Source organism: Natronospira elongata (genome assembly GCF_034931365.1).
Lineage (GTDB): Bacteria > Pseudomonadota > Gammaproteobacteria > Natronospirales > Natronospiraceae > Natronospira > Natronospira elongata.
The window spans coordinates 44,906-70,559 of record NZ_JAYGII010000008.1 but is presented as its reverse complement, the minus strand read 5'-3'; the positions used below and the strand labels follow the sequence as shown (position 1 = coordinate 70,559).

Annotated in this window: 18 protein-coding genes; 12 read left to right on the top strand and 6 right to left on the bottom strand. The window is 61.3% G+C overall.

Annotated elements, in window-relative coordinates:
* Window positions 1–4 precede the first annotated feature (4 nt).
* On the top strand, window positions 5–3,871 hold the full coding sequence (gene hrpA / locus VCB98_RS05800; RefSeq protein WP_346050954.1) for an ATP-dependent RNA helicase HrpA: 3,867 nt from the start codon (window positions 5–7) through the stop codon (window positions 3,869–3,871).
* A 100-nt stretch (window positions 3,872–3,971) separates the two neighbouring features.
* Window positions 3,972–4,907 (top strand): DegV family protein, encoded by a 936-nt coding sequence (locus tag VCB98_RS05795; protein WP_346050953.1) that lies wholly within the window; start codon window positions 3,972–3,974, stop codon window positions 4,905–4,907.
* Between the two features lie 344 nt (window positions 4,908–5,251).
* Here VCB98_RS05795 and VCB98_RS05790 read toward each other — a convergent pair whose 3' ends face one another.
* Together VCB98_RS05790 and VCB98_RS05785 are read right to left on the bottom strand one after the other, a co-directional pair.
* On the bottom strand, window positions 5,252–6,016 hold the full coding sequence (locus tag VCB98_RS05790) for a slipin family protein (RefSeq protein WP_445353993.1): 765 nt from the start codon (window positions 6,014–6,016) through the stop codon (window positions 5,252–5,254).
* A gap of 25 nt (window positions 6,017–6,041) precedes the next feature.
* A complete protein-coding gene (locus VCB98_RS05785; protein ID WP_346050951.1) occupies window positions 6,042–7,442 on the bottom strand; it encodes an NfeD family protein in 1,401 nt (466 codons plus the stop codon).
* A 56-nt stretch (window positions 7,443–7,498) separates the two neighbouring features.
* On the opposite strand from VCB98_RS05785, the gene VCB98_RS05780 reads away from it, so the two are divergent.
* Both VCB98_RS05780 and VCB98_RS05775 read left to right on the top strand, forming a co-directional pair.
* Entirely contained in the window at window positions 7,499–9,811 is a 2,313-nt protein-coding gene (locus VCB98_RS05780; protein ID WP_346050950.1) for a patatin-like phospholipase family protein, read from the top strand.
* Between the two features lie 43 nt (window positions 9,812–9,854).
* Window positions 9,855–10,367, top strand: a complete 513-nt coding sequence (locus VCB98_RS05775; protein WP_346050949.1) for an asparaginase domain-containing protein — start codon at window positions 9,855–9,857, stop codon at window positions 10,365–10,367.
* Between the two features lie 62 nt (window positions 10,368–10,429).
* Here the strand turns inward: VCB98_RS05775 and VCB98_RS05770 are convergent, their stop codons facing one another.
* Window positions 10,430–11,656, bottom strand: coding sequence for an ATP-grasp domain-containing protein (locus VCB98_RS05770; RefSeq protein ID WP_346050948.1), 1,227 nt, complete (start codon window positions 11,654–11,656; stop codon window positions 10,430–10,432).
* Between the two features lie 145 nt (window positions 11,657–11,801).
* Between VCB98_RS05770 and VCB98_RS05765 the strand changes: the two genes are divergently transcribed.
* Window positions 11,802–12,683, top strand: coding sequence for a sulfotransferase (locus VCB98_RS05765; RefSeq protein ID WP_346050947.1), 882 nt, complete (start codon window positions 11,802–11,804; stop codon window positions 12,681–12,683).
* A 72-nt stretch (window positions 12,684–12,755) separates the two neighbouring features.
* On the opposite strand, the gene amaB is transcribed toward VCB98_RS05765, so the two are convergent.
* On the bottom strand, window positions 12,756–14,297 hold the full coding sequence (amaB, locus tag VCB98_RS05760; RefSeq protein WP_346050946.1) for an L-piperidine-6-carboxylate dehydrogenase: 1,542 nt from the start codon (window positions 14,295–14,297) through the stop codon (window positions 12,756–12,758).
* A gap of 241 nt (window positions 14,298–14,538) precedes the next feature.
* Between amaB and VCB98_RS05755 the strand changes: the two genes are divergently transcribed.
* Entirely contained in the window at window positions 14,539–15,927 is a 1,389-nt protein-coding gene (locus VCB98_RS05755) for a class II 3-deoxy-7-phosphoheptulonate synthase (protein ID WP_346050945.1), read from the top strand.
* A 14-nt stretch (window positions 15,928–15,941) separates the two neighbouring features.
* Here VCB98_RS05755 and VCB98_RS05750 read toward each other — a convergent pair whose 3' ends face one another.
* On the bottom strand, window positions 15,942–16,913 hold the full coding sequence (locus VCB98_RS05750) for a patatin-like phospholipase family protein (RefSeq protein WP_346050944.1): 972 nt from the start codon (window positions 16,911–16,913) through the stop codon (window positions 15,942–15,944).
* Window positions 16,910–17,824 carry a LysR family transcriptional regulator gene (locus VCB98_RS05745; RefSeq protein ID WP_346050943.1) on the bottom strand — a complete coding sequence of 305 codons (915 nt, stop codon included), beginning with the start codon at window positions 17,822–17,824 and terminating at the stop codon, window positions 16,910–16,912. The genes VCB98_RS05750 and VCB98_RS05745 overlap by 4 nt, the downstream gene beginning before the upstream one ends.
* A 114-nt stretch (window positions 17,825–17,938) precedes the next feature.
* Here VCB98_RS05745 and aceB point away from each other — a divergent pair, with 114 nt between their 5' ends.
* From aceB to uvrC, 6 genes are all read left to right on the top strand, one after another.
* A complete protein-coding gene (gene aceB, locus VCB98_RS05740; protein WP_346050942.1) occupies window positions 17,939–19,549 on the top strand; it encodes a malate synthase A in 1,611 nt (536 codons plus the stop codon).
* A gap of 12 nt (window positions 19,550–19,561) precedes the next feature.
* Complete coding sequence (gene aceA / locus VCB98_RS05735; RefSeq protein ID WP_346050941.1) at window positions 19,562–20,875, top strand: isocitrate lyase; 1,314 nt, start codon at window positions 19,562–19,564, stop codon at window positions 20,873–20,875.
* Between the two features lie 138 nt (window positions 20,876–21,013).
* The gene (gene icd, locus VCB98_RS05730; RefSeq protein ID WP_346050940.1) at window positions 21,014–22,345 is read left to right on the top strand and encodes an NADP-dependent isocitrate dehydrogenase; all 1,332 of its coding nucleotides are present in this window, start codon (window positions 21,014–21,016) and stop codon (window positions 22,343–22,345) included.
* Window positions 22,346–22,477: 132 nt separating this feature from the next.
* Window positions 22,478–23,149 (top strand): UvrY/SirA/GacA family response regulator transcription factor, encoded by a 672-nt coding sequence (uvrY, locus tag VCB98_RS05725; RefSeq protein WP_346050939.1) that lies wholly within the window; start codon window positions 22,478–22,480, stop codon window positions 23,147–23,149.
* Window positions 23,149–23,802 (top strand): uracil-DNA glycosylase, encoded by a 654-nt coding sequence (locus tag VCB98_RS05720; protein ID WP_346050938.1) that lies wholly within the window; start codon window positions 23,149–23,151, stop codon window positions 23,800–23,802. The genes uvrY and VCB98_RS05720 overlap by 1 nt, the downstream gene beginning before the upstream one ends.
* A gap of 4 nt (window positions 23,803–23,806) precedes the next feature.
* The gene (uvrC, locus tag VCB98_RS05715; protein WP_346050937.1) at window positions 23,807–25,630 is read left to right on the top strand and encodes an excinuclease ABC subunit UvrC; all 1,824 of its coding nucleotides are present in this window, start codon (window positions 23,807–23,809) and stop codon (window positions 25,628–25,630) included.
* Window positions 25,631–25,654: the final 24 nt, after the last annotated feature.

Here is a 25,654-nt window from a genome sequence, read left to right as displayed (position 1 = left end):
ATTCATGAGAGAGATTGTTTCGGCGATCGAAGACCGCCTGGATGAGTGCATGCTGCTTGATCGCAGGCGGCTGAGCAAACGACTAAGTCGTCTGCGACGGGCCCGTGACCGGGCGACCGAACTGGATCGGATCGAGAAACGCCTGGAGGCCTCCATTGCCCGTGCACGCTCCCGTGCCTCCCAGGATGTCCGATTGGCCTATCCCGAAGAGCTGCCGGTCAGCGAGCGTCGGGACGAAATCCGCGAGGCCATCGCCGACAATCAGGTGGTGATCGTTGCCGGTGAAACGGGGTCGGGCAAGACCACCCAGTTGCCCAAGCTCTGTCTGGAACTGGGTCTGGGCGTGCGGGGCAGCATTGCCCACACCCAGCCGCGGCGAGTGGCCGCCCGCAGCACGGCGGCCCGCATTGCCGAGGAGACCGGCACCGAGCTGGGTGGTTTGGTGGGTTACCGGGTGCGCTTCGCGGACAGGGTCAGTGAACGTACCCGGGTAAAGCTGCTCACCGACGGCATGCTGCTGGCCGAAACCCAGTCCGATCGGGATCTGCTTGCCTACGACGCCATCATCATCGACGAGGCGCATGAACGCAGTCTCAACATCGATTTCCTGCTGGGCTATCTCCGTCGCCTGATGGCCCGGCGGCCGGATCTGAAGATCATCATCACGTCGGCCACCCTGGATACCGAGCGCTTCTCCCGGCATTTCGCCGATGCACCGGTAATCAGCGTTTCCGGTCGGACCTATCCGGTGGAAATGCGATATCGGCCCCTGGAGGATCCGGACAGCGACAGCGAGGACCTCAGCCTGGTGCAGGGCATCGCACGGGGGCTCAGTGAGTTGTGGCGGGAAGGGCCGGGCGACGTGCTGGTGTTTCTGCCGGGGGAACGTGAGATTCGGGATGCGGCTGAATACCTGCGCCGCCAGCAGTTTCGCAATGTGGAGATTCTGCCGCTCTACGGGCGTCTGTCATCGAAGGACCAGGACCGGGTGTTTCGGCCCGACGGGCGCAGTCGCCGGGTGGTGCTGGCCACCAATGTGGCCGAAACCTCCCTGACTGTGCCGGGGATTCGCTATGTGATCGATTCCGGTCTGGTCCGACTGAGCCGCTACAGCTACAAGAGCAAGGTTCAGCGATTGCCCATAGAAGGCGTCTCGCAAGCCAGTGCCAATCAGCGTGCCGGTCGCTGCGGCCGCCTGGGGCCGGGCATCTGTGTTCGTCTCTATTCGGAAGCGGATTTCGAGTCCCGGCCGGAGTTCACCGAACCCGAGATTCAGCGCAGCAATCTGGCCAGCGTGATCCTGCAGATGCGCCTGCTCAAGCTGGGCGACCCGGATGATTTCCCCTTTGTGGACCCGCCGGAAGCCGGCCTGATCCGCGACGGCTTTCGCCTGCTGGAAGAGCTGAAGGCACTGGACGCCAATCGGCGTCTGACCGAGGACGGTCGCAAGATGGCGCGCCTGCCGGTGGATCCGCGTCAGGGGCGGATGCTGCTTGAGGCGGCTCAACTGGGATCCCTGTCCGAGGTTCTGGTCATTGTGGCCGCCCTCAGTATTCAGGATCCACGCGAGCGGCCCAGCAACGCCCGCGAGGCAGCGGACGAGGCACATGCCGTGGATGCGGATCCGAAATCCGACTTTCTGGCGCTGCTGAATCTCTGGCGTCGCTATCGCCGGGAGACCGGCCAGCTCTCTCGCAATCAGCGCCGCAAGTGGGCGCGCCGGCAGTTTCTGGCGCCAATGCGGATGGAGGAGTGGGGGGATCTGTTGCGGCAGTTGCGCCTGGCGCTTCGGGACATGGGACTGCGCGGCAATGAGCAGGCTGCTGAATACCCGGAGATCCATAGGGCCCTGCTGGCCGGCCTATTGACCCAGGTTGGCCGCAAGGGTGAGGGACACGCCTATGAGGGGCCGCGAGGACAAGCGTTCTGGGTGTTCCCGGGCTCGGCTCTGTTTCAGAAGGCCCCCAAGTGGATCATGGCCGCCGAACTGGTCCAGACCTCTCGACTGTTCGCGCGCACCGTGGCCGGGGTGGAGCCGGCCTGGATCGAGCAGGCGGCGGCGCACATCGTCAAGCGGGAGTATTTCGAACCTCATTGGCAGGCCCGCAAGGGGCGGGTCGGTGGCTTCGAGCGGGTCAGTCTTTTCGGGCTCGACCTGGTGGGGCGTCGCCGGATCAATTTCGGCCGGGTCCGTCCCGCCGAGGCGCGGGAGGTCTTCATCCGCGAAGGCCTGGTGCCAGGTGAACTGCCCTCCGAGCCGGCCTTTCTCAAGCACAATCTGGCTCTGGTGGAGGAAGTGCAGGAGCTGGAGGCCAAGCGTCGCCGTCGTGACCTGCTCCGAGATGAGCAGGACTTGGCGGCCTTCTATTCCCAGCGCCTGCCGGAAGACGTCCATGACTGGTCCGCCTTGCGTGCCTGGCTCAAGCGGGAAGGGCAGTCGGCTGATGCGACATTGCGCATGCGCCGATCGGATGTGATGACCCGGGAGGTGGACAATCTTGAAGACGCTTTCCCCGATCATGTCCGCATCCAGGGCATTCCGGTCTCGGTGGAATACCATTTCGATCCAGGCGGTGAGCGTGACGGTGCCACCCTGGTGCTGCCCCTGGCGCTGATCAATCAACTGGATCAGGCCGAACTGGACTGGATGATCCCCGGCTGGCGGGAGGAGCGGGCCACCGCCTTGATCCGTTCGCTGCCCAAGACTCTGAGAAAACAGTTCGTGCCGGCTCCGGATTTTGCCGCCGCGGGCCTGGGCGGCATGGAGCCGGGAGAAGCGATGACGCAGGCACTGGCTCGCCAGCTCAAGCGCGTGACCGGCGTCGACATTCAGCCTGACGACTGGCGCGAAGAGCAGCTGCCCGATCACCTGCGGATGGGCATCCGCCTGGTGGATGGAGACGGCCGCATCATTGAGGAGAGCGAGGGCCTGGAGGCCCTGCGGGATCGTCATGGCCACCGCGCCAGTGAATCCTTTGGCGAGCAAGGCAGCCGCGAGTGGCCAGCGCGAAGCACTCGCGAGTGGGACTTCGGCGACATGCCCGAGCAAGTGGAGGTGGAGCGCCACGGCGTCCGCCTCAATGTCTACCCGGCGTTGCGAGATGAAGAAAGCGAGGCCAGCCTGGTCCTGCACGATGACCGGGCAGTTGCCGAGGCCATGAGCCGGGCCGGGGTCAGGCGTCTGGCCATGTTTCGATTGAAGCAACAGGCCGATGCCATCCGGGGATTGGGCGGCATGAATCGTCTGGCCCTGCGTTTTCGCAAATTGGGCACCGAGCAGGAGCTGCGCGAGGCCGTGGCCCGACTGGCCTTTGATGAAGCGGTGCTGGGTGAGGTCGAGCTGCCACGGCAGTCAGAGGATTTCGAGCAGCTGTGCCGGCGTGGGGCGCCGAAGGTAATTGCGGCGGGTGAGCGCTGGCAGGCTATCCTTGGGGAGGTGCTGGAGAAACACGCCGATATTCGCCGCCAGTTGGGAGGGAAGCTGAATCCCGTCCTGCTCAAGGCCGGCCGGGAGCTGGGTGAGCAGTTGGATTTTCTGCTCTTTCCCGGGTTTCTGGCCCAGGTGCCCCCAGAGCAACTGGCAGAATATCCGCGCTACCTGGAGGCAATCCACCGCCGCCTGGACAAGCTCCAGCAGGGCAACCCCCGGGACCCCAGACTGGCCGCCGAAATACGTCCCTGGTGGGAGAGGCTGCGGCAGCGGGTCGAAGAGCCGGGGCAGCTGCAGGGTCGACCGGCGCTTGCCCGTTACCGCTGGCTGATCGAGGAGTACCGGGTGTCCCTGTTTGCCCAGGAGCTGGGTACCCGGGAACCGGTCTCTCCCAAACGGCTTCAGGCCGCCTGGGATGAGGTGGAAAATGCCCGAGGGTGATGCAATCCGGCGCGGCTCGCAGTAAGCTGGATTGGCTAAGCAATCAATCGCCTGCCGGCCAAGCCCACGGCCGGGCCAAGAATAAAGAAGGAGTCCGGGTATGAAAATCGGTGTCGTGGTTGATTCCGCCTGTGATCTGCCGAGAAGCTACATCGACAAGTACGGCCTGCAGATCCTTCCCATTCGCCTGCATTTCGGCGACGAACTATTCGTCGACGAACGTGATCCCCAGGCCACCATGCGCTTCTACCAGCGCTATCTGAATAATCCGGATACGGACGCGGAGACTGAACCGCCCAGCGTGGAAGAGATCAAGAAACTCTTCCTGGAAAAACTGGTGCTGGAGTATGACCGGGCTCTGGTCCTGACCGTGACCAAGTCCCGCAGTCCCACCTTTGAGAATGCCAACCAGGCTTCCTACGCGGTGATGAATGAATACAAGGCGGTCCGGGAAGAGCATGGCATAAGCAACCCTTTTGCCATGCGTGTGCTGGACAGCAAGACCCTGTTTACCGGCCAGGCGGTCCTGACTCACGAGACCCTGCGACTGATCCGAAAGGAAGAAATGCCACTGGAGAAACTTCGCCCGGCGGTGGATGATCTGAGCGAACGGGTTTACGCCTATCTGATTCCCGAGGATCTGCAATACGTCTACAACCGGGGCCGCAAGAAGGGCGACAAGAGCGTGGGCTGGCTCAGCTTCAAGCTGGGTTCGGCGCTGGACATGAAACCGATCATCCAGATGAACCGGGGCGAAAGTGAAGCCATCAAGAAGATTCAGGGTTTTGAGAATGCCCTGGGCGTGCTCATGGATGACACCATGGAGAAGATCCGCAACGATGAGCTCGAGACCAAGACCATTTGCATGAGCTACGCCGGCAACCCGGAGAAGATCAAGAAGAATCCCAAATACATGGAGTTGACTCGTCTGGCCAAGAAGCACGGCGTGGAAACCATGCTAGCGGTGATGAGCACCACCGCCGGCATCAACGTCGGGCCTGGGTCCTTCTCCCTTGCCTATATCAAGAAAGAGTGAGGTTTGTGGTTCGCGCAGAGACGCGGAGGCGCTGAGCTATTGTGGGTTGGTGCCCAGGATTTGCATCGTACAGTTTTCTGATAGCTTGGTGCCTGCGGAGGGCTGGGTTTTGCCTCGCGCAGAGGGCGTTAAGAGCGCTGAGGGTTATTGGGGGCGTGCTTGGGGCTGGATGGGGCCTGCTTTCTGGGGGCGAGGTGCCGGAGTCTGCCCGGGGTTGGCCTCACGCAAAGACGCAAAGACGCTAAGAAAATAAAACCCCTTTGCGCCCTTGGCGCCCTCTGCGCGAGGCAAAAAAAGACCGCGCCAAAGGCGCGGTCTCGTTTCTGATGCTTGCGACGCAGAAATTATTTGTCGCCGCCCTTGAGCTTGTTCATCAGGGGTTCCACCAGGTCCATGGGTAGGGGGAAGACGATGGTGGAGCTCTTCTCGCCTGCCACGTCGGTCAGGGTCTGGAGGTAGCGTAGCTGCATGGCCTGGGGGTTGGTGACCAGCATGTTGGCGGCGTCCACCAGGGTTTCGGCGGCCTGCTGTTCGCCCTGGGCGTGGATGACCTTGGCGCGCCGGTTACGCTCGGCTTCGGCCTGTTTGGCAATCGCCCGGATCATGCTCTCGTCCAGGTCCACGTGCTTGATTTCCACGTTGGTGACCTTGATGCCCCAGGCATCAGTCTGGCTGTCCAGGATGCTCTGGATATCCGAGTTGAGTTTATCGCGCTCGGCCAGCATTTCGTCCAGGTCGTGCTTGCCGAGCACGGAGCGCAGGGTAGTCTGGGCCAACTGACTGGTGGCGTCGAAGACGTTGGCCACCTGAATGACGGCTTTTTCCGGGTCAATGATTCGGAAGTAGATCACCGCGTTGACCTTGACCGAGACGTTATCCTGAGAGATCACGTCCTGGCTGGGCACATCCAGAACAATGGTCCGAAGATCAACCTTGACCATTTCCTGGATGAGGGGGATCACGATGATCAGGCCTGGGCCCTTGACCTTGTAAAAGCGGCCAAGCATGAAGATCACGCCACGCTCGTACTCGTTCAGGATCTTGAACATGCTGACGAGGACAAGAATGACGAAGATGATCGCGCCGAAAAGAATATACGTTGTCATCATCCTCTCCTGATTGGAATAAACGTAATCAGTGCTCTGTCTGCTGTGACTCGCTTTCCAGCGGTGTCACTTTAAGGATCAGTCCTTCTATGCCGGTGACACGAAGCTTGTCCCCCTTGCGAACCGGCTGATCCGTCCGGCCGCGCCAGAGTTCGCTTCTGACCCATATCTGGCCGGTTTCCTCAAAATCCTCTCGTGCAGTGGCCACCAGGCCCACCATTTCCTCTTGCCCGCTAACCACCGGTGATCGTCGTGCCCTGAGCGCGAAGCCGATAATGGAGAAGGTCAGCAGCCCGCCGATGATACTGACAGTGGTGATGACCGGCAGGGGTATGCCGAATCCGGGGACGTCGGTATCCATGAGTATTATCGAGCCAATCACAAAGGCGATAAGACCTCCAATGCCCAATATCCCGAAGCTGGGGACGAAGGCTTCGCTGATTATCAATATCAGCCCCAACGCAATCAGGGCGAAGCCGGCGTAGTTGACCGGCAGGATCTGGAAGGCAAACAGGGCCAGCAGGAGGCAGATGGCGCCGACTACGCCGGGAACAATGGCGCCCGGGTTGTAGCCTTCGAAGATCAGGCCGTAGATGCCAATCAGCATGAGCAGATAGGCAACGGTGGGGTTGGTCAATACACTCAGCAGTTCGGTGCGCCAGTCCGGGTCATGGCGCTCCAGATTGATGTTTTCGGTGTTGAGCCGCAGGCTGCCGGAGGCGATCTCCACCTCCATGCCATCCATCTGGCGGAGCAGGTCTTCGTGGTCACTGGCCACAATATCGATGACGTTCTGCTCAAGGGCCTCGCGGGCACCCAGGGTTGCGGCCTCGCGGACGGCTTTTTCGGCCCAGTCCGCATTGCGACCGCGCTGTTCGGCCAGGCCACGAATGTAGCTGACCGCGTCGTTGATGGCCTTGCGCTCGGCGTCCGTGCGCGGCTCCGGTGCACGCTCCTCGCCATCCTCACCCTCTTCTTCCTCGGGGCCAGGCGCGCCCGGCCCGCCCAGGCCCACCGGGGTGGCAGCGCCAAGGGATGTGGCCGGAGCCATGGCCGCGACATGGCTGGCATACATGATGTAAGTGCCGGCACTGGCTGCCCGGGAACCTGAAGGGTAGACGAAGGTGACAACGGGAATGTCAGCGGAGAGAATGGCCTTGTTGATGTCACGGGTGGTGTCCACGAGACCGCCCGGGGTATCCATCTCGATGATGACGAAGGCGTAACGCTCCTCCTCGGCCTTCTCGATGCCCCGGCGGAGGTAATCCAGTGTGGCGGGCCCGATGGGACCATCGACCGTGAGGATCATTGCGTTGCCGCCAGTCCCGGCGCGAGCATCGCTCTGACCGGTACCGAGAGCGGCGGCGAGGACCAGCAGCATGCCGGCTGCCAGGGAGATAAGACCTGCGGTGAATTGCCTGACTCTCATGTTGACACCGTGGATGCGGATCGGACAGCGACCATAAAAGCACAATGGGGCCAGCGATGACAAATAAATCCCGGTCTGGGTACCTGTTGACCGGCGGCTTGCCGCCGCTAACGACGCTCATGACCAGCTGTCTGCTGTTAGTCATGCTCATCCTCGGCGTGGTTCCGCGCTCGGCCTTGGCTGAGGACAGCGACAGTGCCAATGAGGCGGAAGGCGAGCGGCCGAAAATTGCTCTGGTGCTGAGCGGCGGTGGCGCCCGGGGTGGGGCCCATCTGGGCGTGATTCGGGTGCTTGAAGAGTATCAGGTGCCAGTGGACTTGATTGTCGGGACCAGTGGCGGCGCAATCATTGGGGGTCTTTATGCCAGTGGTTGGGGGCCGGAGGAAATTGAGCAATGGCTGGCGGACATGGATTGGGACGTTGCCCTTTCGGATCGCTTGCCTCGGCGGGATCTGCCCTGGCGGGAAAAGGAGAATGACGAGCGTTTCCTGTTCGACCTGCAGATCGGCCTGACCGACGGCGGTCTTCGCCTGCCGCGGGCACTGATCGAGGGACGCAATCTCTCTTTCATACTGGAAAAAGCGACGCTTCGCTCGGCGGCCCTGAGGGACTTTGATGAGCTGCCAATCCCGTTTCGGGCGGTGGCCGCGGATCTGGAGAAGGCAGAGAAGGTCGTCATCAATCGTGGTCGTCTGTCCCAGGCCATCCGCGCCAGCATGTCCGTGCCCGGTGTCTTCGCGCCGGTGACCATCGAGGACAGGCTCCTTGTGGATGGCGGCCTGGTCGAGAATCTGCCGGTAGAGACGGCCCTGGACCTGGGGGCGGATATCATCATTGCCGTCAATGTCAGTGGCCGACTGGATGAGCGCCAGCGTCTCGACGATATTTTTGCCATTTCAGGGCAGGTAACGACGCTGATCGTTCACCGGACCGTGCAATCCTCGCTGGACCTCCTGGAGTCCCAGGATGTTCTGATCGAGCCCCAGGTGGTGGACATAGGCCCCCAGGCCTTCCATCGGACCGTCGAGGCGGCTGAGGTCGGGGAGGAGGCGGCTCGTGCCGTCAGCGCTGGACTGCAGGCCTTGTCTCTGCCGGATTCGGACTACGGCCGCTGGCAGGCCCGCCAGCGGCTGCCGGTCCGGGAACTGGGAGAATTGAAGGAACTGGAATTTGTCGGCATGCGGCAGCTCTCCGAACGCCGATTAAGGGCCCTGGTGGAGAGCTCTCTGGGGGAACCCCTGTCCCTGGATCGTCTGCAGTCCGACCTCGGGCGCTTGCAGCGTCTGGGGGAGATCGAGAGCGTTGACTTTCAGGTGGCCGAGTTGGATGAGGGGGTGCGGCTGCGGATTGACGTGCAGGAGCACGAGCGTGGTCCCCACCATCTCCGCGCCGGACTGGAGGTGTTTGACCCGTTTGATGGCGATGCCCGCTATAACCTGCGACTCGGCCACCGTCTTCCGGGGCTGAATCGCCTGGGGGGCGAATTACTGAGTGAACTACAGTTGGGGCATACGCGAGCACTGCGGACTGAATTCCATCAGCCCTTTTCGGCTCGGGGCTATCAATTCCTGTCCTTGCTGGGGCACCACCAGGCAACCACCATTCCGGCCTGGGAGGCTGGCAGTCGAGTGGCCGAACTGGGGCTTAGGGAAAGCCGGGTCGGCGTCGATTTTGGTCAGCGTATTGCCCGTGATGGTGAGCTGCGTCTGGGTGCCTATCGTGGACGCCTGTCGTCCGAGCAACGGACGGGGTTGCAAGGGCCGCCGGGACTGGAGCGGGAAACTGGCGGGCTGCGTCTGCTGATCGGCTGGGATCGTCTGGATCAGGCCCAATGGCCGTCGCACGGGGAAGCGCTATTACTGGAAATGGACCGCTCGTTGACCGGCTTTGGAGCAGATCAGGCCTTTCGCCGAACGGCTCTGGAGTACGCCTTGTATCGGCATGCCGGGGCACACCGCTTCATGCTTGCCGGGGAATGGGGGCAGGCCGATGCGCCCCTGCCTTTCCAGCAACAATTTCGGCTGGGTGGCCCCCTGTCCCTCAGCGGCCTGGGCACCGACGAGCTCCGGGGTGATCGGATAGGCAGTCTGCGGGGTGTCTGGTTCCGGCGTCTCGGTGGCAACGAGATACCCACCGAGGGCGGGGGAATGTATGCCGGTGCCGGGCTGTCCCTCGGCGGTGCCTGGCAGCATGGCGAAGGTGTCAGCAGCAGCGAACTCTTCACCGGCGCCAAAATATTCATGGGGGCCGATACGCCCCTGGGGCCGGTTCTGCTCGGGGCAACGCATTCAGAACAATCCCGGCGGGGCTTCTTTCTGACCCTGGGCTTGCCCCTGCACCGGCCACGGCCGAACCCCACCCCGTGGTAGACTTTCGTCCCGGTTTTCCATTGCAAGCAGAGGAGTCGCGACCTTGGCCGAGCTAGAGCGTGATCAGGCTTCCCAGGCTGTTCGAATCATCACCACCGGAGGAACCATTGACAAGATCTACTTCGATGCCCGAAGCCAGTTCGAGGTCGGTGATCCGGTGATTGATCATGTTCTGGAAGAGGCGCTGGTGCATTTGCCCTGGTCGGTCGAGGCGTTGATGCAGAAGGACAGCCTGGAGCTGAGCGACGCAGATCGCCAGCGCATCCGGGAAGCGGTGCTGGCGGCGCCGGAACGCCGGATTCTGATTACCCACGGGACCGATACCATGGCCCGCACTGCCGAGGCGATCGGTGACACCGAAGGACGGACTGTGGTGCTGACCGGCTCACTCAGTCCGGCGCGCTTCCGCTCCAGTGATGCGGTATTCAACGTGGGGGCGGCCTTTGCCGCCACGCAATGCCTGCCCGCGGGTACCTGGCTTTTCATGAACGGTCGGGTATTCCCGGCCGGGGATGTGCGCAAGAACCCGGAGACCAATCGTTTCGAATCGCTCTGAAGATTAAAGCCTGACCGGGGCTGGATTCGTCTGCGCCAATCCAGCCTCGGTTGGGTCCGTTTTCAGAGGTAGAAGTCCAGCTCTTCCTGATGTTTTAGAAGAGCCCGCATCTTGATGGGATCATCCCCGAAGAAATAGACCAGCCCCCAATGGGTACCGAAGGCGGTCCGCTTGGTGACGGTGTTCTCCAGCGGCTCGTTCAGGTCGTGCCACTCGTAATAGGGGTGGTTCTCGGTCTCTTCCGGAATCTCCAGCTTGCTCACCACCCGGCGGCGTGGATAAACCCCGAAGCAGCCTGCGTAGCCCTTGGCATCCACCACTTCGCGGGGGAAGAAGGCGTCCACTTCCTCCTCGGTGGCCTTGGGGTCGAAGCAGAGGACCATGGCCTGATAGGCATTGAAACCGTAGGCCCGCTCCAATAGCTCGAAGACCTTGAAGCCGGGCGGGCGATAGGCTACTTCACCGAAATACATGGTGCCGTCACTGGTGACGAAGTATTCGGGGTGGATGAAGCCGAACTGGATGTCGAAGGTCTTGATCAGCTTCTCAATCTCCTTGCGAATACCGTCGCGCCAGCTTTCCAGTTCATCCGTGGCAGGCACGAAGACCGAATACCCGAGAGTCACATACTCGGAAATGTTGAGGAACTTGATCTTGCCGTTGTAGATCCAGGCTTCCACGGCGAATTCCCAGCCATCCAGGTGGCTTTCCATCAGGACCGGGAATTCTTCTTCCGGGATCAGGTCCACTTCGTCCGGGGTGCGGATCACGCGATGACCCATGCAGCCGGCCTTGTCAAAGGCCTTGAGGTGAATGGGGTCGTTGGGGTCGCCATCCAGTTTCAGCAGGGTCTGGTTGACCCGTTTGAGGAAGCGGACCACATCGTCGCGATCGTGGGCCTCCTCGAAGATCCCAACACGGATACCGCCAAGCTGGGCCCGGCGCTTCATCAGGGCCTTGTCGCGCATGAGAATGGCCTGGCCATAAAGGCGAGGGTTGTCCATCAGCACGGAGTTGATGGCGCCGGCCCATTCCACGGTTTCCTCAAACAGGGGAATGGCCACATCCACGCCTTCGTCCTTGAGCGTCTGGGCGATTTCCATGGAGCGATCGTTGAGTCGCTCGAAATCCCAGGAAATGTAGGGAATATCATGCTTCTGGCAATACTCTTCGGCCCAGTTGGGCGCCACCACGACATATCGCCGGTCGAAGTTGTCCAGGGCTTCGATGGCATTCAGGCTCCAGCCCAGAAGGGCCACGTAGCCTTTATCGGGATTCTTTTCGGTCATGAGATGACTCCTCTGGAGATGGGGGCATGGTTCCAAGATAGTCGTTGCTGACAGATATTACATCTACATTGCGTTGACGGTGGCCCAGTTAGGCTTCAACCCGGATCGCAGAATCCTGCCAGCCATTTCAGGAGCCGCTACCGTCATGACTAGTCGGGCATTGCCACCACCTACCGTACTGTACATCGTCGGCCAGTCCCACGTGGGCTCTACCTACCTGAGCCGGGTGCTGAACCAACATCCTCACATATTTGATGCCGGGGAGCTAAATAAGCTCCACCATCGCATGTCGCCCGGTGCTGAATGTGCATGTCAGTTCGGGCCTGGCGGCAAGATCGGTGAATGCGATTTTTGGCGGCGCCTGATGCGGGCGCTGGAGGCTGAGGGGATCGCGCTCAATGAACTCAGTTGCCTGAGCGATACTTGCACGGGGGAATGGCGCCGAGCACTGTTCGGTCGCCCGTCAGGGCGCCGCCAACGGCGTTTTGTGGAGAATAATCTGCGCCTGTTCGACGCCATTCGCCAGTACAGTGGCAAGCCCATCACCTTGGACTGCTCCAAGTCTCCCTGGCGTTTGTTGCCGCTTTTCCGTTCCCGGCTCATTCGGGTCAAAGTCTTGCACTTGATGCGTAACCCTCGCGGACAGATTGCATCCCGGATGAATCGGGGCAAGGGGTTTTGGCATACCTCAATTCTCAAGTACTGGCGCAAGAACTCACTTTGCGTCCGTCTCTTTGATCATGATGAGGCTTATTTGCGGGTCAGTTTCGACCAGTTTCTAGAAGCGCCTGACGCAGTGCTGTCAGGGATCTTTCAGTGGCTGGGCGTGGCTGAAATGGATCCTTTTGCCGTCCAGCCCGCGAGCTACCATCACTTGGCTGGCGGCTGGGCTCGGCGTGACCCCGAGCTGAAACGCCCCAGCCCCGCCTTGTCACGCCGGGCGACCCGCTACACTCGTCTTCAGAACCGCTGCTTGAGATTTCTCGAGCATCGATTTCGGGACCAGAGCACCCAGGAGCCATTCTGACTCTAATGCGGCAGAATGAAAAAGGCCCGCCGAAGCGGGCCTTTTTCACGTTCGTGATCCCGAAGGAGGGGATCAGCCCAGGTCGAACTTGATGCCCTGGGCCAGGGGCAGGTCGCTGCCGTAGTTGACCGTGTTGGTCTGGCGGCGCATGTACTGCTTCCAGGCGTCGGAGCCGGACTCGCGGCCACCGCCGGTGTCCTTTTCGCCGCCGAAGGCCCCGCCAATTTCGGCGCCGGAGGTGCCGATGTTGACGTTGGAGATGCCGCAGTCACTGCCTTCACAGGACAGGTAACGCTCGGCATTCTGCAGCTTGTCGGTGAAGATGGCCGAGGACAGGCCCTGGGGCACATCGTTCTGCATCTCGATGGCCTCATCAAGGGTCTTGTAGGACATGATGTAGAGAATCGGCGCGAAGGTCTCGGCCTGAACGATGGCTATATCATTGCGGGCCTTGACGATGGTCGGTTCGACGAAATGCCCGTCACCGTCGATGCGCTTGCCGCCGCAGAGAATCTCGGCATCCTTCTCGCCTTTGATGGTCTCGATGGCTGCCTCGTAGTTCTTCACGGCCGTCTCATCGGCTAGCGGGCCCATCAGGGTGTCTGCGTCCAGGGGATTGCCGATGCGCACGGTCTTGTAGGCGCCCACCAGCTTCTTGGTCAGCTCGCCCACGATGCTCTCGTGGGCAATGACGCGGCGGGTGGAGGTGCAACGCTGGCCGGCGGTACCCACGGCACCGAAGGCGATGGCCGGAATGGCCATGTCCAGGTTGGCGGTTTCGTCGACGATGATGGCGTTGTTGCCGCCGGCCTCGATCAGGTAACGGCCCAGACGGCCGGCCACGGTGGGAGCCACCTTCTTGGCCACTTCACTGGAGCCGGTGAAGGAGAGCAGGTTGACCCGCTCGTCTTCCACGAAACGCTTGGCCAGTTCGTTGGTGTCGTCGGTGAACAGAGTGAAGATGGCGGGGAAGCCGTTCTTTTCCAGGACTTCATTGCAGAGCTTCTGCACGGCCACGGAAATCAGCGGGGTCTTGGGCGAACCCTTCCACACATTGGTGTTGCCGCAGACCGCGGAAATGAAGGTGTTCCAGGACCACACGGCCACCGGGAAGTTGAAGGCGGTGATCACGCCCACCAGGCCGAGGGGATGCCACTGTTCGAACAGACGGTGGTCGGGGCGCTCGGAGTGGGTGGTCATGCCGTAGAGCATGCGGGACTGGCCGACGGCGAAATCGGCAATGTCGATCATCTCCTGAACTTCACCGTCGCCTTCCTGCTTGATCTTGCCCATTTCCAGGGAGACCAGGCTACCCAGCTCGTCCTTGCGCTCACGCAGGGCTTCACCCATCAGGCGAACCGCTTCGCCACGCTGGGGGGCGGGGATCTTGCGCCACTCGCGGAACAGCTCCTTGGCTTCGCGAATCACGGTTTCGTATTCGGCCTCGGTGGTCACCCGGACCTTGCCCAGCAGTTCGCCGGTGGCCGGATTGTAGGATTCGAGGAAACGACCGTTCTTGTCTTCCAGCCAGCCGGACTTGGCGGCGTAGGTGCCGGGGTTTTCGGCTTCAAGGCCGAAGGCGGCGAGAATGGATTTGGGATCAAGCTTGCTCATCAGGTTCCTCCCGGAAAAATGACTGTCGCCGGCAGGCAGCTAAAGCGACGGGCCTGCCGGTGGGCGAATTTAGGGTGATGGTGCATCAGATTCGGGAACCCCCCTGGTTCCCGGGCGTCCGACGGGATAATGCGTATTGTGCCAAGAACGGCCGCAATAGGCCAGCCAGGGCCGCCTCTGGCAGGGTATATGCCGATACCTTCCTTGGCCGTCTTCCCTGAATAGGTGTAAGATTCCAAACATGAATCAGAAAAGCCGCAAACCCGCCGCTCACCGCGAAAACTGGCGCCCCGACGGCTGGCAGGACAAGCCGGCCCGCCAGCAACCCCAGTATCGGGATGCAGCCGCGGTTGATTCCGCTGTTGGTCGCCTGGGGCGTCTGCCCCAGTTGGTGACGCCTGGCGAAATCGAGGCCCTGAAGGCCCAGATTGCCGAGGCGGCCCGTGGCGAGCGCTTCCTGCTTCAGGGTGGCGATTGCGCGGAAAGCTTTGATGATTGCACCGGCGACAATATCGCCAACAAGCTCAAGATCCTGCTGCAGATGAGCCTGGTACTGGTGACCGGCATGCGCAAGCGGGTCACCCGCGTGGGCCGGATTGCCGGCCAGTACGCCAAGCCGCGGTCGGCCGATATGGAGACCCGAGAAGGTGTCACCTTGCCGAGTTATCGCGGTGATCTGGTGAACCGGCCCGAATTCAGCTTCGAGGCCCGTGAACCGGACCCCGAGCTGATGCTGCGCGGCTACGAGCGCGCGGCGCTGACCCTCAATCATATTCGTGCCCTGGTGGACGGCGGCTTTGCCGACCTCCATCGCCCCGACAACTGGGATCTGGATTTCGTCCGTCATTCACCGATGGAGCAGGAATACCGCCAGATCGTGGATTCGGTGCGGGATTCCCTGCAGTTCATGGAAACCATTGCCGGTGGCCGGGTGGCGGGTAGTGACCGGGTGGATTTCTTCACCAGTCACGAAGCCCTGCATCTGCTTTATGAGCAGGCCCAGACCCATCGCATGGGACCGGACGGGCGCTGGTACAATATGTCCACCCATTTCCCCTGGATCGGCATGCGCACCGCCGAAGTGGATGGGGCGCATGTGGAGTATTTCCGCGGCATAGCCAACCCCGTGGCGGTCAAGGTGGGGCCGGGGATGTCGGCGGAGCACTTGCGTGAATTGATCGAAATCCTCGATCCCATGGATGAACCGGGCCGGTTGACCCTGATTCACCGGCTCGGTGCCGGCAAGATCGAAGAGGGTTTGCCGCCGTTGATCGAAGCGGCCCGTGAGACCGGTCGAACGGTACTGTGGAGCTGTGATCCCATGCACGGCAACACTGAAAAGACCCAGTCGGGCTACAAGACCCGTCGGGTGGAAAATGTCTTCTCCGAGCTGGAACAGGCCTTCCGTATCCATCAGGAGCTTGGCAGCTACCTGGGTGGCGTGCACATTGAACTGACCGGTGAAAATGTCACCGAGTGCGTGGGTGGGGCTAGCGGCCTGACAGAGAAGGATCTGGAGCGGGCCTACCGCTCACAGGTGGACCCGCGTCTCAATTATGATCAGGCACTGGAATTGGCCATGCGAGTGGCTGGCTACCGCCTTCGTCATGGCACTCATCGGGTGGCTTGATCGGAAGTCCGGCCTCAACCGCTGTTTAGCATCGTCAGCTCATCCCGGACCCGTTCCACTGCCTTGAGGCCACCTTGGATCGCCTCGGGGGCGCGATCGAATTCCATCAGGCGGATATGGGCCAGGCGAGGGGTGATCATGATATCCGGCGGATCGCCGGCCATTCGGCTGCGGGTGATGCGGTCCTGAACCACGTTGATGGAGCCGGCCATGACATCGAACAGGCCGGGCTCATCGGTTTCCTCCCGGCTGGCCACGGATGAGATCAAGTGATCCAGCCTCACTCGCAGGCCGGTCTTCAGGCGTCCAACCACTCGTCCCATGAGGGCGCCGCCATGGTGGGATGATGGCAAGTCATCCGCTGGCGATTCCCCTTCGTCCCTGGACGACGACACCGCCGGCGCTTTTCCCCGGCGATCAAAGTTGCGTCCGATGATGTCGCCATTCAGATTGACGGCAATCACGACATCCGCCCCCATGGCCCGGCACAGGGAGACCGGCACCGGGTTGACCAGGCCGCCGTCAATCAGCCAGCGATCGCCTTGCCGGATCGGCGCGAACAGGCCGGGCAGGGCAATGGAGGCGCGAACCGCTTCCAGCAGGGAGCCCTCTCTAAGCCAGATCTCCCGGCCACTGTTAAGATCCGTGGCAACCGCGGCAAAGGGCTGGGCCATTTCCTCGATCCGGGTGTCTTCGACCCGATTGCCAATGGCCTTCATGAGCTTGTCACCGCGCATGAAGCCGCCACCACTGAGACGGGCGTCCAGCAGGCGAAGGATGTCCATCCTGTCCAGATGACTGACCCAGTCTTCCAGCTCTTCCAGTTGATCTACCGAATGAGCTGCCCCGACCAGGGCGCCAATGCTGGTGCCGGCAATCACATCGGGTTTGATTCCCAACGCCGCCAGACCACGCAAGACACCGATGTGGGACCAGCCACGAGCCGATCCACTGCCCAATGCCAGACCAATGCGGGGCTTGCTCATACTCTCGATCCTCCGAAGAAATTCTTGTCCATCAGCCGAATGAAGGCCTTGGCCTGGGGCGTCAGGAACTTGCCTCGTCGTGTCACCACGCCATAGGTCCGGCTCTTGAAGTAGCGTCCCATGGGGCGGACATGCAAATTCTCGCTACCATCGAGGCAGATATCGGTAACGATGGAGATGCCAAGGTTGAGTTCAACGTATTTCTTGATCACTTCCCAGCCGCCGGCTTCCAGGCGGACTTCGTAATCCAGTTCATGTTGCTCAAAGACGGATTTGACCATCCGCCAAGTGCTTAGGTGTCGGGGAGGCAGGATCAGCCCGTATTGACTGATGTCGTCGAGACTGAGCTCGTCCCGGGCCGCCAGGGGGTGTTGCGGCGCGGCAATCAACATGGGGTCGTAAGTGAAGATCGGGCGATAGGAGATGTCGTCGGGGACATCCACCATGGAACCGACAGCGAAATCCACTTCGTCCGCCCTCAGCATGTTGAGACCATCCCGGCCAGTCACATTGTGCAGCCGGAATTGCACCTCGGGGTAGTCATTGGCGAAGCGCTCCACGAACTGGGGCAGGAGATAGAGCAGTGTGGATTCACCGGCGGCGATATCCAGCTCGCCATGGGCCGGGTTGCCACAACGAGCAGCGAAGGTCTCCGGCAGCGTCTCCATGCCCTCAACCAGGGGCAGGGCGATTTCCAGCAGGCCTTCACCCTCGGGGGTGAGCTTGATCTTGGGGCCCCTTCGTTCGAACAGCATGACCCCGAATTCTTTTTCCAGGGCCTGAATCTGCATGGAAACGGAGGGCTGGCTCAGCTCCAGCTTGTCGGCGGCGGCACTGATGCTGCCCAGCTGTGCGGTGGTGCAGAAGCCGCGGAGCTGGGAGAGGCGATTCTGGCGGCTGCGGGGTTTCATGGGGGCGCTCCATCATAAGCAATAGCAATACTTCAAATAAGCATAATTGCATTGTTCGATATTAAACAGCCGTTTTATTGTGCCTGCAAGTCAGATCACAGGAGGCTTGCAGCCATGTCCATCGCAGACGCGCCGAGTACCGCTCCGGCTCTTGAATTCAAGGCCGATCCCCCTGCGGGCAGCGACCACATCCTCAGCGAGGAGGCCCTTGCCTTCGTGGCGGACCTTGGCCTGCGCTTCGGGCCCCGGATCTGGACCCTGCTGGAAGCCAGACAGGCCCGGCAGGCGAGATTTGATCGCGGGGCTGCGCCCGATTTTCTGCCCGAGACCCGTGCGATTCGGGAGCAGGACTGGACCATCGCCGAGATTCCCCCGGTTCTGCAAGACCGGCGGGTTGAGATCACCGGCCCAGTGGACCGAAAGATGATCATCAACGGCCTGAATTCGGGGGCGCGGGTGTTCATGGCCGATTTCGAGGATGCCTCCAGTCCCACCTGGTCGAACATGATCCACGGCCAGATCAATATCCATGACGCGGTCCGCCGTCAGATCGATTTTGAGGACGAGCGGGGCAAGGCCTACCGCTTGCGCGAAGACAGTGCCGAATTGATCGTTCGGGTCCGCGGCCTGCATCTGCCGGAGAAGCATTTGTATCTGGATGGGGCGCCTCTCCCGGGTGCCTTGCTGGATTTCGGCCTGCATTGCTTCCATAACGCCCATGAGCTGCTGAAGCGCGGCTCCGGCCCCTGGTTCTACATCCCCAAGCTGGAGCACTGGCAGGAAGCGGCGCTGTGGTCCGAGATCTTCGCCTGGGCGGAATCCCGTCTGGGACTGGCGCGGGGGACGATCAAGGCCACGGTTCTGATTGAAACCCTGCCGGCGGTCTTTCAGATGGACGAAATCCTGCACGCCATGCGGGAACACATCGTCGGTCTCAATTGTGGCCGCTGGGATTACATCTTCAGTTACATCAAGGTCTTTCATGCCCATCCGGACCGGGTCCTGCCGGACCGGGAGCAGGTGGGCATGACGGTTCCCTTCCTGCGTGCCTATTCGAAGCTGTTGATCGACACCTGCCACCGCCGCGGTGCCCTGGCCATGGGGGGCATGGCGGCCCAGATCCCGGTGAAGGACGACAGCCAGGCCAATGAAGCCGCCTTCGAGAAGGTTCGCGCGGACAAGGAACGCGAAGCCGGAGACGGCCATGATGGCACCTGGGTGGCCCATCCCGGCCTGATCCCGGTGGCGCTGGGAATCTTCGATCAAGCCCTGGGTGATCGGCCCAATCAGCTTCATTACCGTGATCCGGCACTGTCAGTCGATCGTGAAACCCTGCTGGCCCATCCGGAGGGAAGCATTTCGGAGCAGGGTCTGCGGGGCAATATTGATGTAGGGCTTGAATATACCGCCGCCTGGCTGGCCGGCCGGGGCTGTGTACCCATCCGCAACCTGATGGAGGACGCGGCCACCGCCGAGATTGCCCGTTCCCAGCTGTGGCAGTGGATTCATCATCCCGGGGGTGTCCTGGACGACGGTCGCCAGATCACCCCGGAGCTGTTTTCCAGTCACCTTGAGGAGAGCCTTGAAGGCCTGCTCAAGGTGGCGGAAAAGAAGGGCCTGGAAACAGGCCATTGTGAAGACGCGGCGAGATTGTTCCGACAACTGTCCGAAAGCCCGGAATTCGCCGATTTTCTGACCTTGCACGCCTACGACGTCATCGCCTGACAGGGGGTATCCATGACTGATCAACGACCCAACGCCAATCAACTCCAGCAGGACTGGAAGAGCAATCCACGCTGGGAAGGCGTGGTCCGTGATTACAGCCCGGAGGAGGTGGTCCGCCTGCGGGGCAATGTGGCCATTGAGCACACCCTTGCCCGTCGCGGGGCTGAAAAGCTGTGGAAACTCCTAAAGGAAGAGGATTTCGTCAATGCCCTGGGGGCCCAGACGGGTAATCAGGCCATGCAACAGGTCAAGGCGGGCCTCAAGGCGATCTATTGCTCGGGCTGGCAGGTTGCGGCGGACGCCAATACCGCTGGCCAGATGTATCCGGACCAGTCTCTGTATCCGGTGGACAGCGTTCCCAACCTGGTGCGTCGGATCAACAGCGCCTTCCAGCGCCTGGATCAGATCAACTGCATGGAAGGGCGGCATGATCAGGACGTCTATGCCCCCATCGTGGCCGATGCCGAGGCAGGCTTTGGTGGCGTGCTCAACGCCTACGAGCTGATGAAGCACATGATCGAGGCAGGCGCCGCCGGCGTTCATTTTGAAGACCAACTGGCCTCGGCCAAGAAGTGCGGCCACATGGGTGGCAAGGTGCTGGTCCCCACCCAGGAAGCGGTCCAGAAGCTGTCGGCGGCGCGCCTGGCCGCGGACACCCTGGGCGTGCCCACATTGATCATCGCCCGTACCGACGCCAACGCCGCCGGTCTGCTGACTTCCGACCTGGACGAACGGGATCAGCCATTCTGTACCGGCAAGCGGACGGTCGAGGGCTTTCACGAAGTTCGCGCCGGGATCGATCAGGCCATTGCCCGCGGGCTGGCCTATGCGCCCCATGCGGATCTGCTGTGGTGCGAAACGGCCCACCCGGACCTGGATGAGGCCCGCCGCTTCGCCGAGGCCATTCATGCCAAGTATCCCGGCAAGATGCTGGCCTACAACTGCTCGCCTTCCTTCAACTGGCGCAAGCATCTGGACGATGACACCATCGCCCGCTTCCAGAAGGAACTGGCGGCCATGGGCTACAAGTTCCAGTTCATCACCCTGGCCGGCTTCCATGCCCTCAGCCACAGCATGTTCCAGCTGGCCAAGGGCTACCGGGACCGGCAGATGTCCGCCTATGTGGAGCTGCAGGAAGATGAGTTTGCCGCCGAACAGGATGGCTACACCGCCACTCGCCATCAGCGGGAGGTGGGGACCGGCTACTTCGACGCCCTGAGCCAGGCCATTGCCGGTGGCAAATCCTCCATTACCGCCCTCAGCGGTTCCACTGAAGACGAGCAGTTTGAGGATAAAAAGCCCCAAACTACCAAGGTGGCTTCCTGATATTCGGACCGGGAGCAGAAATGACGGGTCGGCTCGGCGCCGCCCCGTTTTTTTGACTGGGAGCCGGGGCTTCGGGGAGCCCCAGTCATAGAGCCGCTGTGCTAGGATAGGACGCCGACAGAGCACGCGAGGGCCCCCATGAAGTTTGACAAGATTGACGTGCCCGAACAGGGCGAGAGAATTCGGGTCAATACCGATAACAGCATCGAGGTGCCGGATCATCCCATCATCCCCTTTATCGAGGGTGACGGGATCGGCATCGATGTCACGCCGGTCATGAAAAACGTTGTGGATGCCGCCGTGGAAAAGGCGTACGGGGACAGGCGCCGCATCCACTGGATGGAAGTCTTTGCCGGTGAAAAGGCCCTGGAAAAGTACGGCGAGGGGCAGAACCTGCCGGAAGACACCCTCCATGCCCTCAAGGATTTCGTGGTTTCCATCAAGGGGCCGCTGGGAACGCCCATTGGCGGCGGTATCCGCTCTCTGAACGTCGCTATTCGTCAGTTTCTGGACCTCTATGCCTGCGTCCGGCCGATCCAGTATTTCCCTCCGGTGTCCACCCCCATCAAGACTTCCGAGTTGACCGACATGGTGGTCTTTCGGGAGAACACCGAGGATATCTATGCGGGGATTGAATGGCCCGCCGGCAGCGACGAGGTTCGCCGGGTGATTGATTTTCTCACCCGCGAGATGCATGTCACCAATATCCGCTTTCCGTCCAGTTCCGGCATCGGTATCAAACCCGTTTCCCGGGAGGGATCCCAGCGCCTGGTGCGCAAGGCCCTGAATTACGCCATCGAGCATGACCGGGTCTCGGTCACGCTGGTGCACAAGGGCAACATCATGAAGTACACGGAAGGAGCCTTCTGTGACTGGGGTTACAAGGTGGCCCAGGAAGAATTCGGGGCCGAGCTGATTGACGGGGGTCCCTGGTGTCAGTTCACCAACCCCAGGAATGGCGAGAAGATCGTGGTCAAGGATGTGATCGCGGATAATTTCCTGCAGCAGATTCTTCTGCGTCCGGAAGATTATGATGTCATCGCCACGCTTAATCTCAATGGGGACTATATTTCCGATGCCCTGGCGGCACAGGTTGGCGGGATCGGCATTGCACCTGGCGGCAATGTGGGTGATGGCGTGGCCGTGTTCGAGGCGACCCATGGCACGGCACCGGGCTTTGCCGGCAAGGACCGGGTCAATCCTGGATCGATCATCCTGTCAGCCGAAATGATGCTCCGCTACATGGGCTGGACCGAGGCTGCGGACAAGATCCTGAACGGCATGCGGGACACCATTTCGAGTAAGACCATGACCTATGATCTGGCCAGGCTTCGAGAGGCGATTCGCAGACCCAAGCGGGATTTGGCCAGCCGCCGCAATGTGGAAGAAGCGGTGCAGGAGCTGATCCCCGGGGCGACTCTCGTGGGTTGCTCGGGTTTTGGTGAGGCGGTCATCAAGAACATGAAGTAAGCGCTAGTTCTGAATAGAACAGGATGATGACGCAGGGGAGGCGGCATTCTGGGATCGGCAGTGGATGCCAGCAGCGGCGGTGGAGGCCCGAATTGCTCCATCGCCATGGAATTGACCTTAGGGGACGAAGTCATGTCAATCCGTGTGCTACTGGTGGATGACCATGCGCTGGTTCGTACCGGTATCCGCCACATCCTGGATGAGTCCACCGGCATTGAGGTTCTGGCCGAGGCGTCCTCGGGCGAGGACGCCGTGGACATGGCCCGCAGCGAGAAGCCGGATGTGGTCCTGATGGATGTGAATATGCCCGGCATTGGTGGCATGGAGGCGACTCGGAAGATTGCGGCAGTGGCGCCGGAGACCAAGGTCATTGTGGTGTCCGTGCATGCCAGCGATCCTTATCCCTCCCGACTCATGGAAGCGGGCGCTCAGGGTTATCTGACCAAGGATTGCTCCGGGGACGAGATCGTCACTGCCGTCCGTCGGGTACATGCCGGTGAGCGTTATCTCGCCGCAGAGATTGCCCGCAAGCTGGCGGACAGTCTGTTGTCCGGCGGCAAGGACACACCGCTGGATCAGCTCTCCCAGCGGGAGTTGCAGGTCATGCTGATGATCATTCAGGGCCACAGCGTCCAGTCCATTTCCGACAAGCTCTTTCTCAGTCCCAAGACGGTGAGTACCTACCGGCATCGTCTATTCCAGAAACTCGATGTTGAGAATGATGTGGGCCTGGCTCGATTCGCCATCCGACACGGGTTGCTGGAAGAGGGGCCCATGGATGCCGACGAGCCCGGCAAGGCCTGATGGGCAGGCAGAACAACATTCGTCCCCGGGCCTTCCGGCCTGACTGTCGTGCCTGCCCGCGACTTCGCAGCTTTCTGGACGGTGTTGCCGAGGAATACCCCTCCTACCATGCCGCACCGGTCGCGCCCTTCGGTGACAGCAACGCCCGCTTGCTGATCGTCGGTCTGGCGCCTGGCATGCATGGGGCAAACGCCACTGGCCGGCCCTTTACCGGGGATTTCGCCGGAATTCTCCTCTATCAGACGCTCCATGATCTGGGACTGTCCAATAAGGCGGTGTCCGAACATGCCAATGACGGTCTGCGCTTGAAGCACTGCCGCATTACCAATGCCGTCAAATGTCTGCCACCGGAGAACAAGCCGGTGGCCAGTGAGATCAAGCAGTGTGCAGGGTATCTGCGACATGAGCTGGATGAACTGCCGCGGCCGGGGGTGGTCCTGGCGCTGGGCCGGATCGCCCATGAAGCGGTGCTGCGGGTTCTAGGGTGCCGTCAAAAGGATTACCCCTTCGCCCATGCGGCCGAGCATCGCCTGGATGATTCCCTTTGCCTGGTGGACTCCTATCATTGCTCCCGCTACAACACCCAGACCCGACGCCTGACAGAGAAAATGTTCCAGCAAGTCGTGGCGAGAGCCCGAGATCTATTGCCCTGAATCAATGAGTGAAGAAGCCGGGGAATTTGATCACAAGGCCTTCCTCGGGAGCCTGACAACAGGACCCGGGGTGTATCGCATGTTGTCTGCCCAGGGGGATATTCTCTACGTCGGCAAGGCCCGCAATCTCAAGCGGCGGGTGGCCAGTTATTTTCGCAAGAATCATGACAGCCCCAAGACCCGTGCCCTGATGGTCCAGGTGGAGCGGGTAGAGGTGACGGTGACTCACACCGAAACCGAAGCCCTGATCCTGGAGAATAATCTCATCAAGGCCCATCGTCCCCGCTACAACGTGCTCATGCGGGACGACAAAAGCTATCCCTATATCCATCTCTCCGGTCACACGTATCCTCGGCTGAGCTTTTATCGTGGCACTCGCCGGGAGAAAGGACGTTTCTTTGGGCCCTATCCCAGCGTGGCATCGGCGAGGGCCGCGATCAGTGAATTGCAGAAGCTGTTCAAGCTCCGTCCCTGCACCGACAGTTTTTTCCGTAACCGATCGCGTCCCTGTCTGCAGTATCAGATCAACCGCTGCACGGCGCCGTGTGTGGCCTATATTTCGGCGGAGGAATACGCCCGCGACGTGGAAAACGCCATGCTCTTCCTGGAAGGGCGCAATCAGGACGTCATTGACCGCCTGATTGCCCGCATGGAAACGGCCTCCGAGGCCTTGGCCTTCGAGAAAGCAGCGGAGTTGCGAGACCAGGTGGCAAGGCTGAGACAAGCCCAGGCACGCCAGTATGTGACCGGCGATCAGGGGGATTTCGACGTGCTTGCGGTTGCCCGCCATGGCGATATCTTCTGTGTCGCCATCATCTATATTCGCGGCGGTCGGAACCTCGGTAGCAAGACCTTCTTTCCCCGGGTGTCCATGGACCATGAAGAGCGCGAGGTGCTCGCGGCCTTTCTGCCGCAATACTATCTGGACCGGGATGCTCCCCGGGAAATCATTACCGCCCATGCTGTTCCCGACGCGGCGGTTCTGGAAGCGACACTGAGCGAAAAGGCCGGACACAAGATTGGCATTCGGCATCGGGTACGCGGTGATCGGGCCCGGTGGCTGAAAATGGCAGCGGAAAATGCCAGCCAGGCCGTTGCCAGTCGCCTGGCCACGGACCGCCATGCGCGCCAGGCCCTGGACGCCCTTGCCGAGGCCCTCGGTCTGGAGGAGCCGCCACGGCGGATGGAATGCTTTGATATCAGCCACACCAGTGGTGAATCCACCGTGGCCAGCTGTGTGGTCTTTGAAGAGGGCGCACCGGCCAGCCAGGATTACCGTCGTTTCAACATGCGCGGTGAGACCGGGGGTGATGACTACGCCGCCATGGGCGAGGCGCTGGAGCGACGTTACACCCGGTTGCAGAAGGGCGAGGGGCGGCTGCCTGATCTGTTGCTGATTGATGGTGGGCGAGGGCAGTTGTCGGTTGCGGAGCGGGTAATGGAAGATCTGCAGGTGGATGGGGTGACCCTTCTCGGGGTAGCCAAGGGGCAGGATCGGCGGGCCGGGCAGGAACAGCTGTTCTTGTCCGGCCGTAAGGCTCCGCTTATACTCCCGCCAGATTCACCGGCTCTGAAGCTGATCCAGCGCATCCGCGACGAAGCCCATCGATTCGCCATTGCCGGGCACCGGCATCGGCGCTCCCGGAGCCGTCGCAGCTCACCGCTGGAAGCCATCCCCGGACTGGGTCCAAAACGCCGCCAGCAGTTGCTCAAGGCTTTTGGTGGCCTACAGGGGATTCGCCAGGCCGGGGTGGAGGATCTGGCGGCAGTCAAGGGTATCAGCCGGGCCCTGGCCCAACGGATCTACGACGAATTTCGGCTGGAGTGAAGCAGTGGGTTCAGGCCCACTGAA

Bases quoted from the DNA above. Each gene is read 5' to 3' on its own strand.
- hrpA (WP_346050954.1), top strand. From the start codon at position 5: ATGAGAGAGATTGTTTCGGCGATCGAAGACCGCCTGGATGAGTGCATG.
- VCB98_RS05795 (WP_346050953.1), top strand. From the start codon at position 3,972: ATGAAAATCGGTGTCGTGGTTGATTCCGCCTGTGATCTGCCGAGAAGC.
- VCB98_RS05790 (WP_445353993.1), bottom strand. From the start codon at position 6,016: ATGATGACAACGTATATTCTTTTCGGCGCGATCATCTTCGTCATTCTT.
- VCB98_RS05785 (WP_346050951.1), bottom strand. From the start codon at position 7,442: ATGAGAGTCAGGCAATTCACCGCAGGTCTTATCTCCCTGGCAGCCGGC.
- VCB98_RS05780 (WP_346050950.1), top strand. From the start codon at position 7,499: ATGACAAATAAATCCCGGTCTGGGTACCTGTTGACCGGCGGCTTGCCG.
- VCB98_RS05770 (WP_346050948.1), bottom strand. From the start codon at position 11,656: ATGACCGAAAAGAATCCCGATAAAGGCTACGTGGCCCTTCTGGGCTGG.
- VCB98_RS05765 (WP_346050947.1), top strand. From the start codon at position 11,802: ATGACTAGTCGGGCATTGCCACCACCTACCGTACTGTACATCGTCGGC.
- amaB (WP_346050946.1), bottom strand. From the start codon at position 14,297: ATGAGCAAGCTTGATCCCAAATCCATTCTCGCCGCCTTCGGCCTTGAA.
- VCB98_RS05755 (WP_346050945.1), top strand. From the start codon at position 14,539: ATGAATCAGAAAAGCCGCAAACCCGCCGCTCACCGCGAAAACTGGCGC.
- VCB98_RS05750 (WP_346050944.1), bottom strand. From the start codon at position 16,913: ATGAGCAAGCCCCGCATTGGTCTGGCATTGGGCAGTGGATCGGCTCGT.
- VCB98_RS05745 (WP_346050943.1), bottom strand. From the start codon at position 17,824: ATGAAACCCCGCAGCCGCCAGAATCGCCTCTCCCAGCTCCGCGGCTTC.
- aceB (WP_346050942.1), top strand. From the start codon at position 17,939: ATGTCCATCGCAGACGCGCCGAGTACCGCTCCGGCTCTTGAATTCAAG.
- aceA (WP_346050941.1), top strand. From the start codon at position 19,562: ATGACTGATCAACGACCCAACGCCAATCAACTCCAGCAGGACTGGAAG.
- icd (WP_346050940.1), top strand. From the start codon at position 21,014: ATGAAGTTTGACAAGATTGACGTGCCCGAACAGGGCGAGAGAATTCGG.
- uvrY (WP_346050939.1), top strand. From the start codon at position 22,478: ATGTCAATCCGTGTGCTACTGGTGGATGACCATGCGCTGGTTCGTACC.
- VCB98_RS05720 (WP_346050938.1), top strand. From the start codon at position 23,149: ATGGGCAGGCAGAACAACATTCGTCCCCGGGCCTTCCGGCCTGACTGT.
- uvrC (WP_346050937.1), top strand. From the start codon at position 23,807: ATGAGTGAAGAAGCCGGGGAATTTGATCACAAGGCCTTCCTCGGGAGC.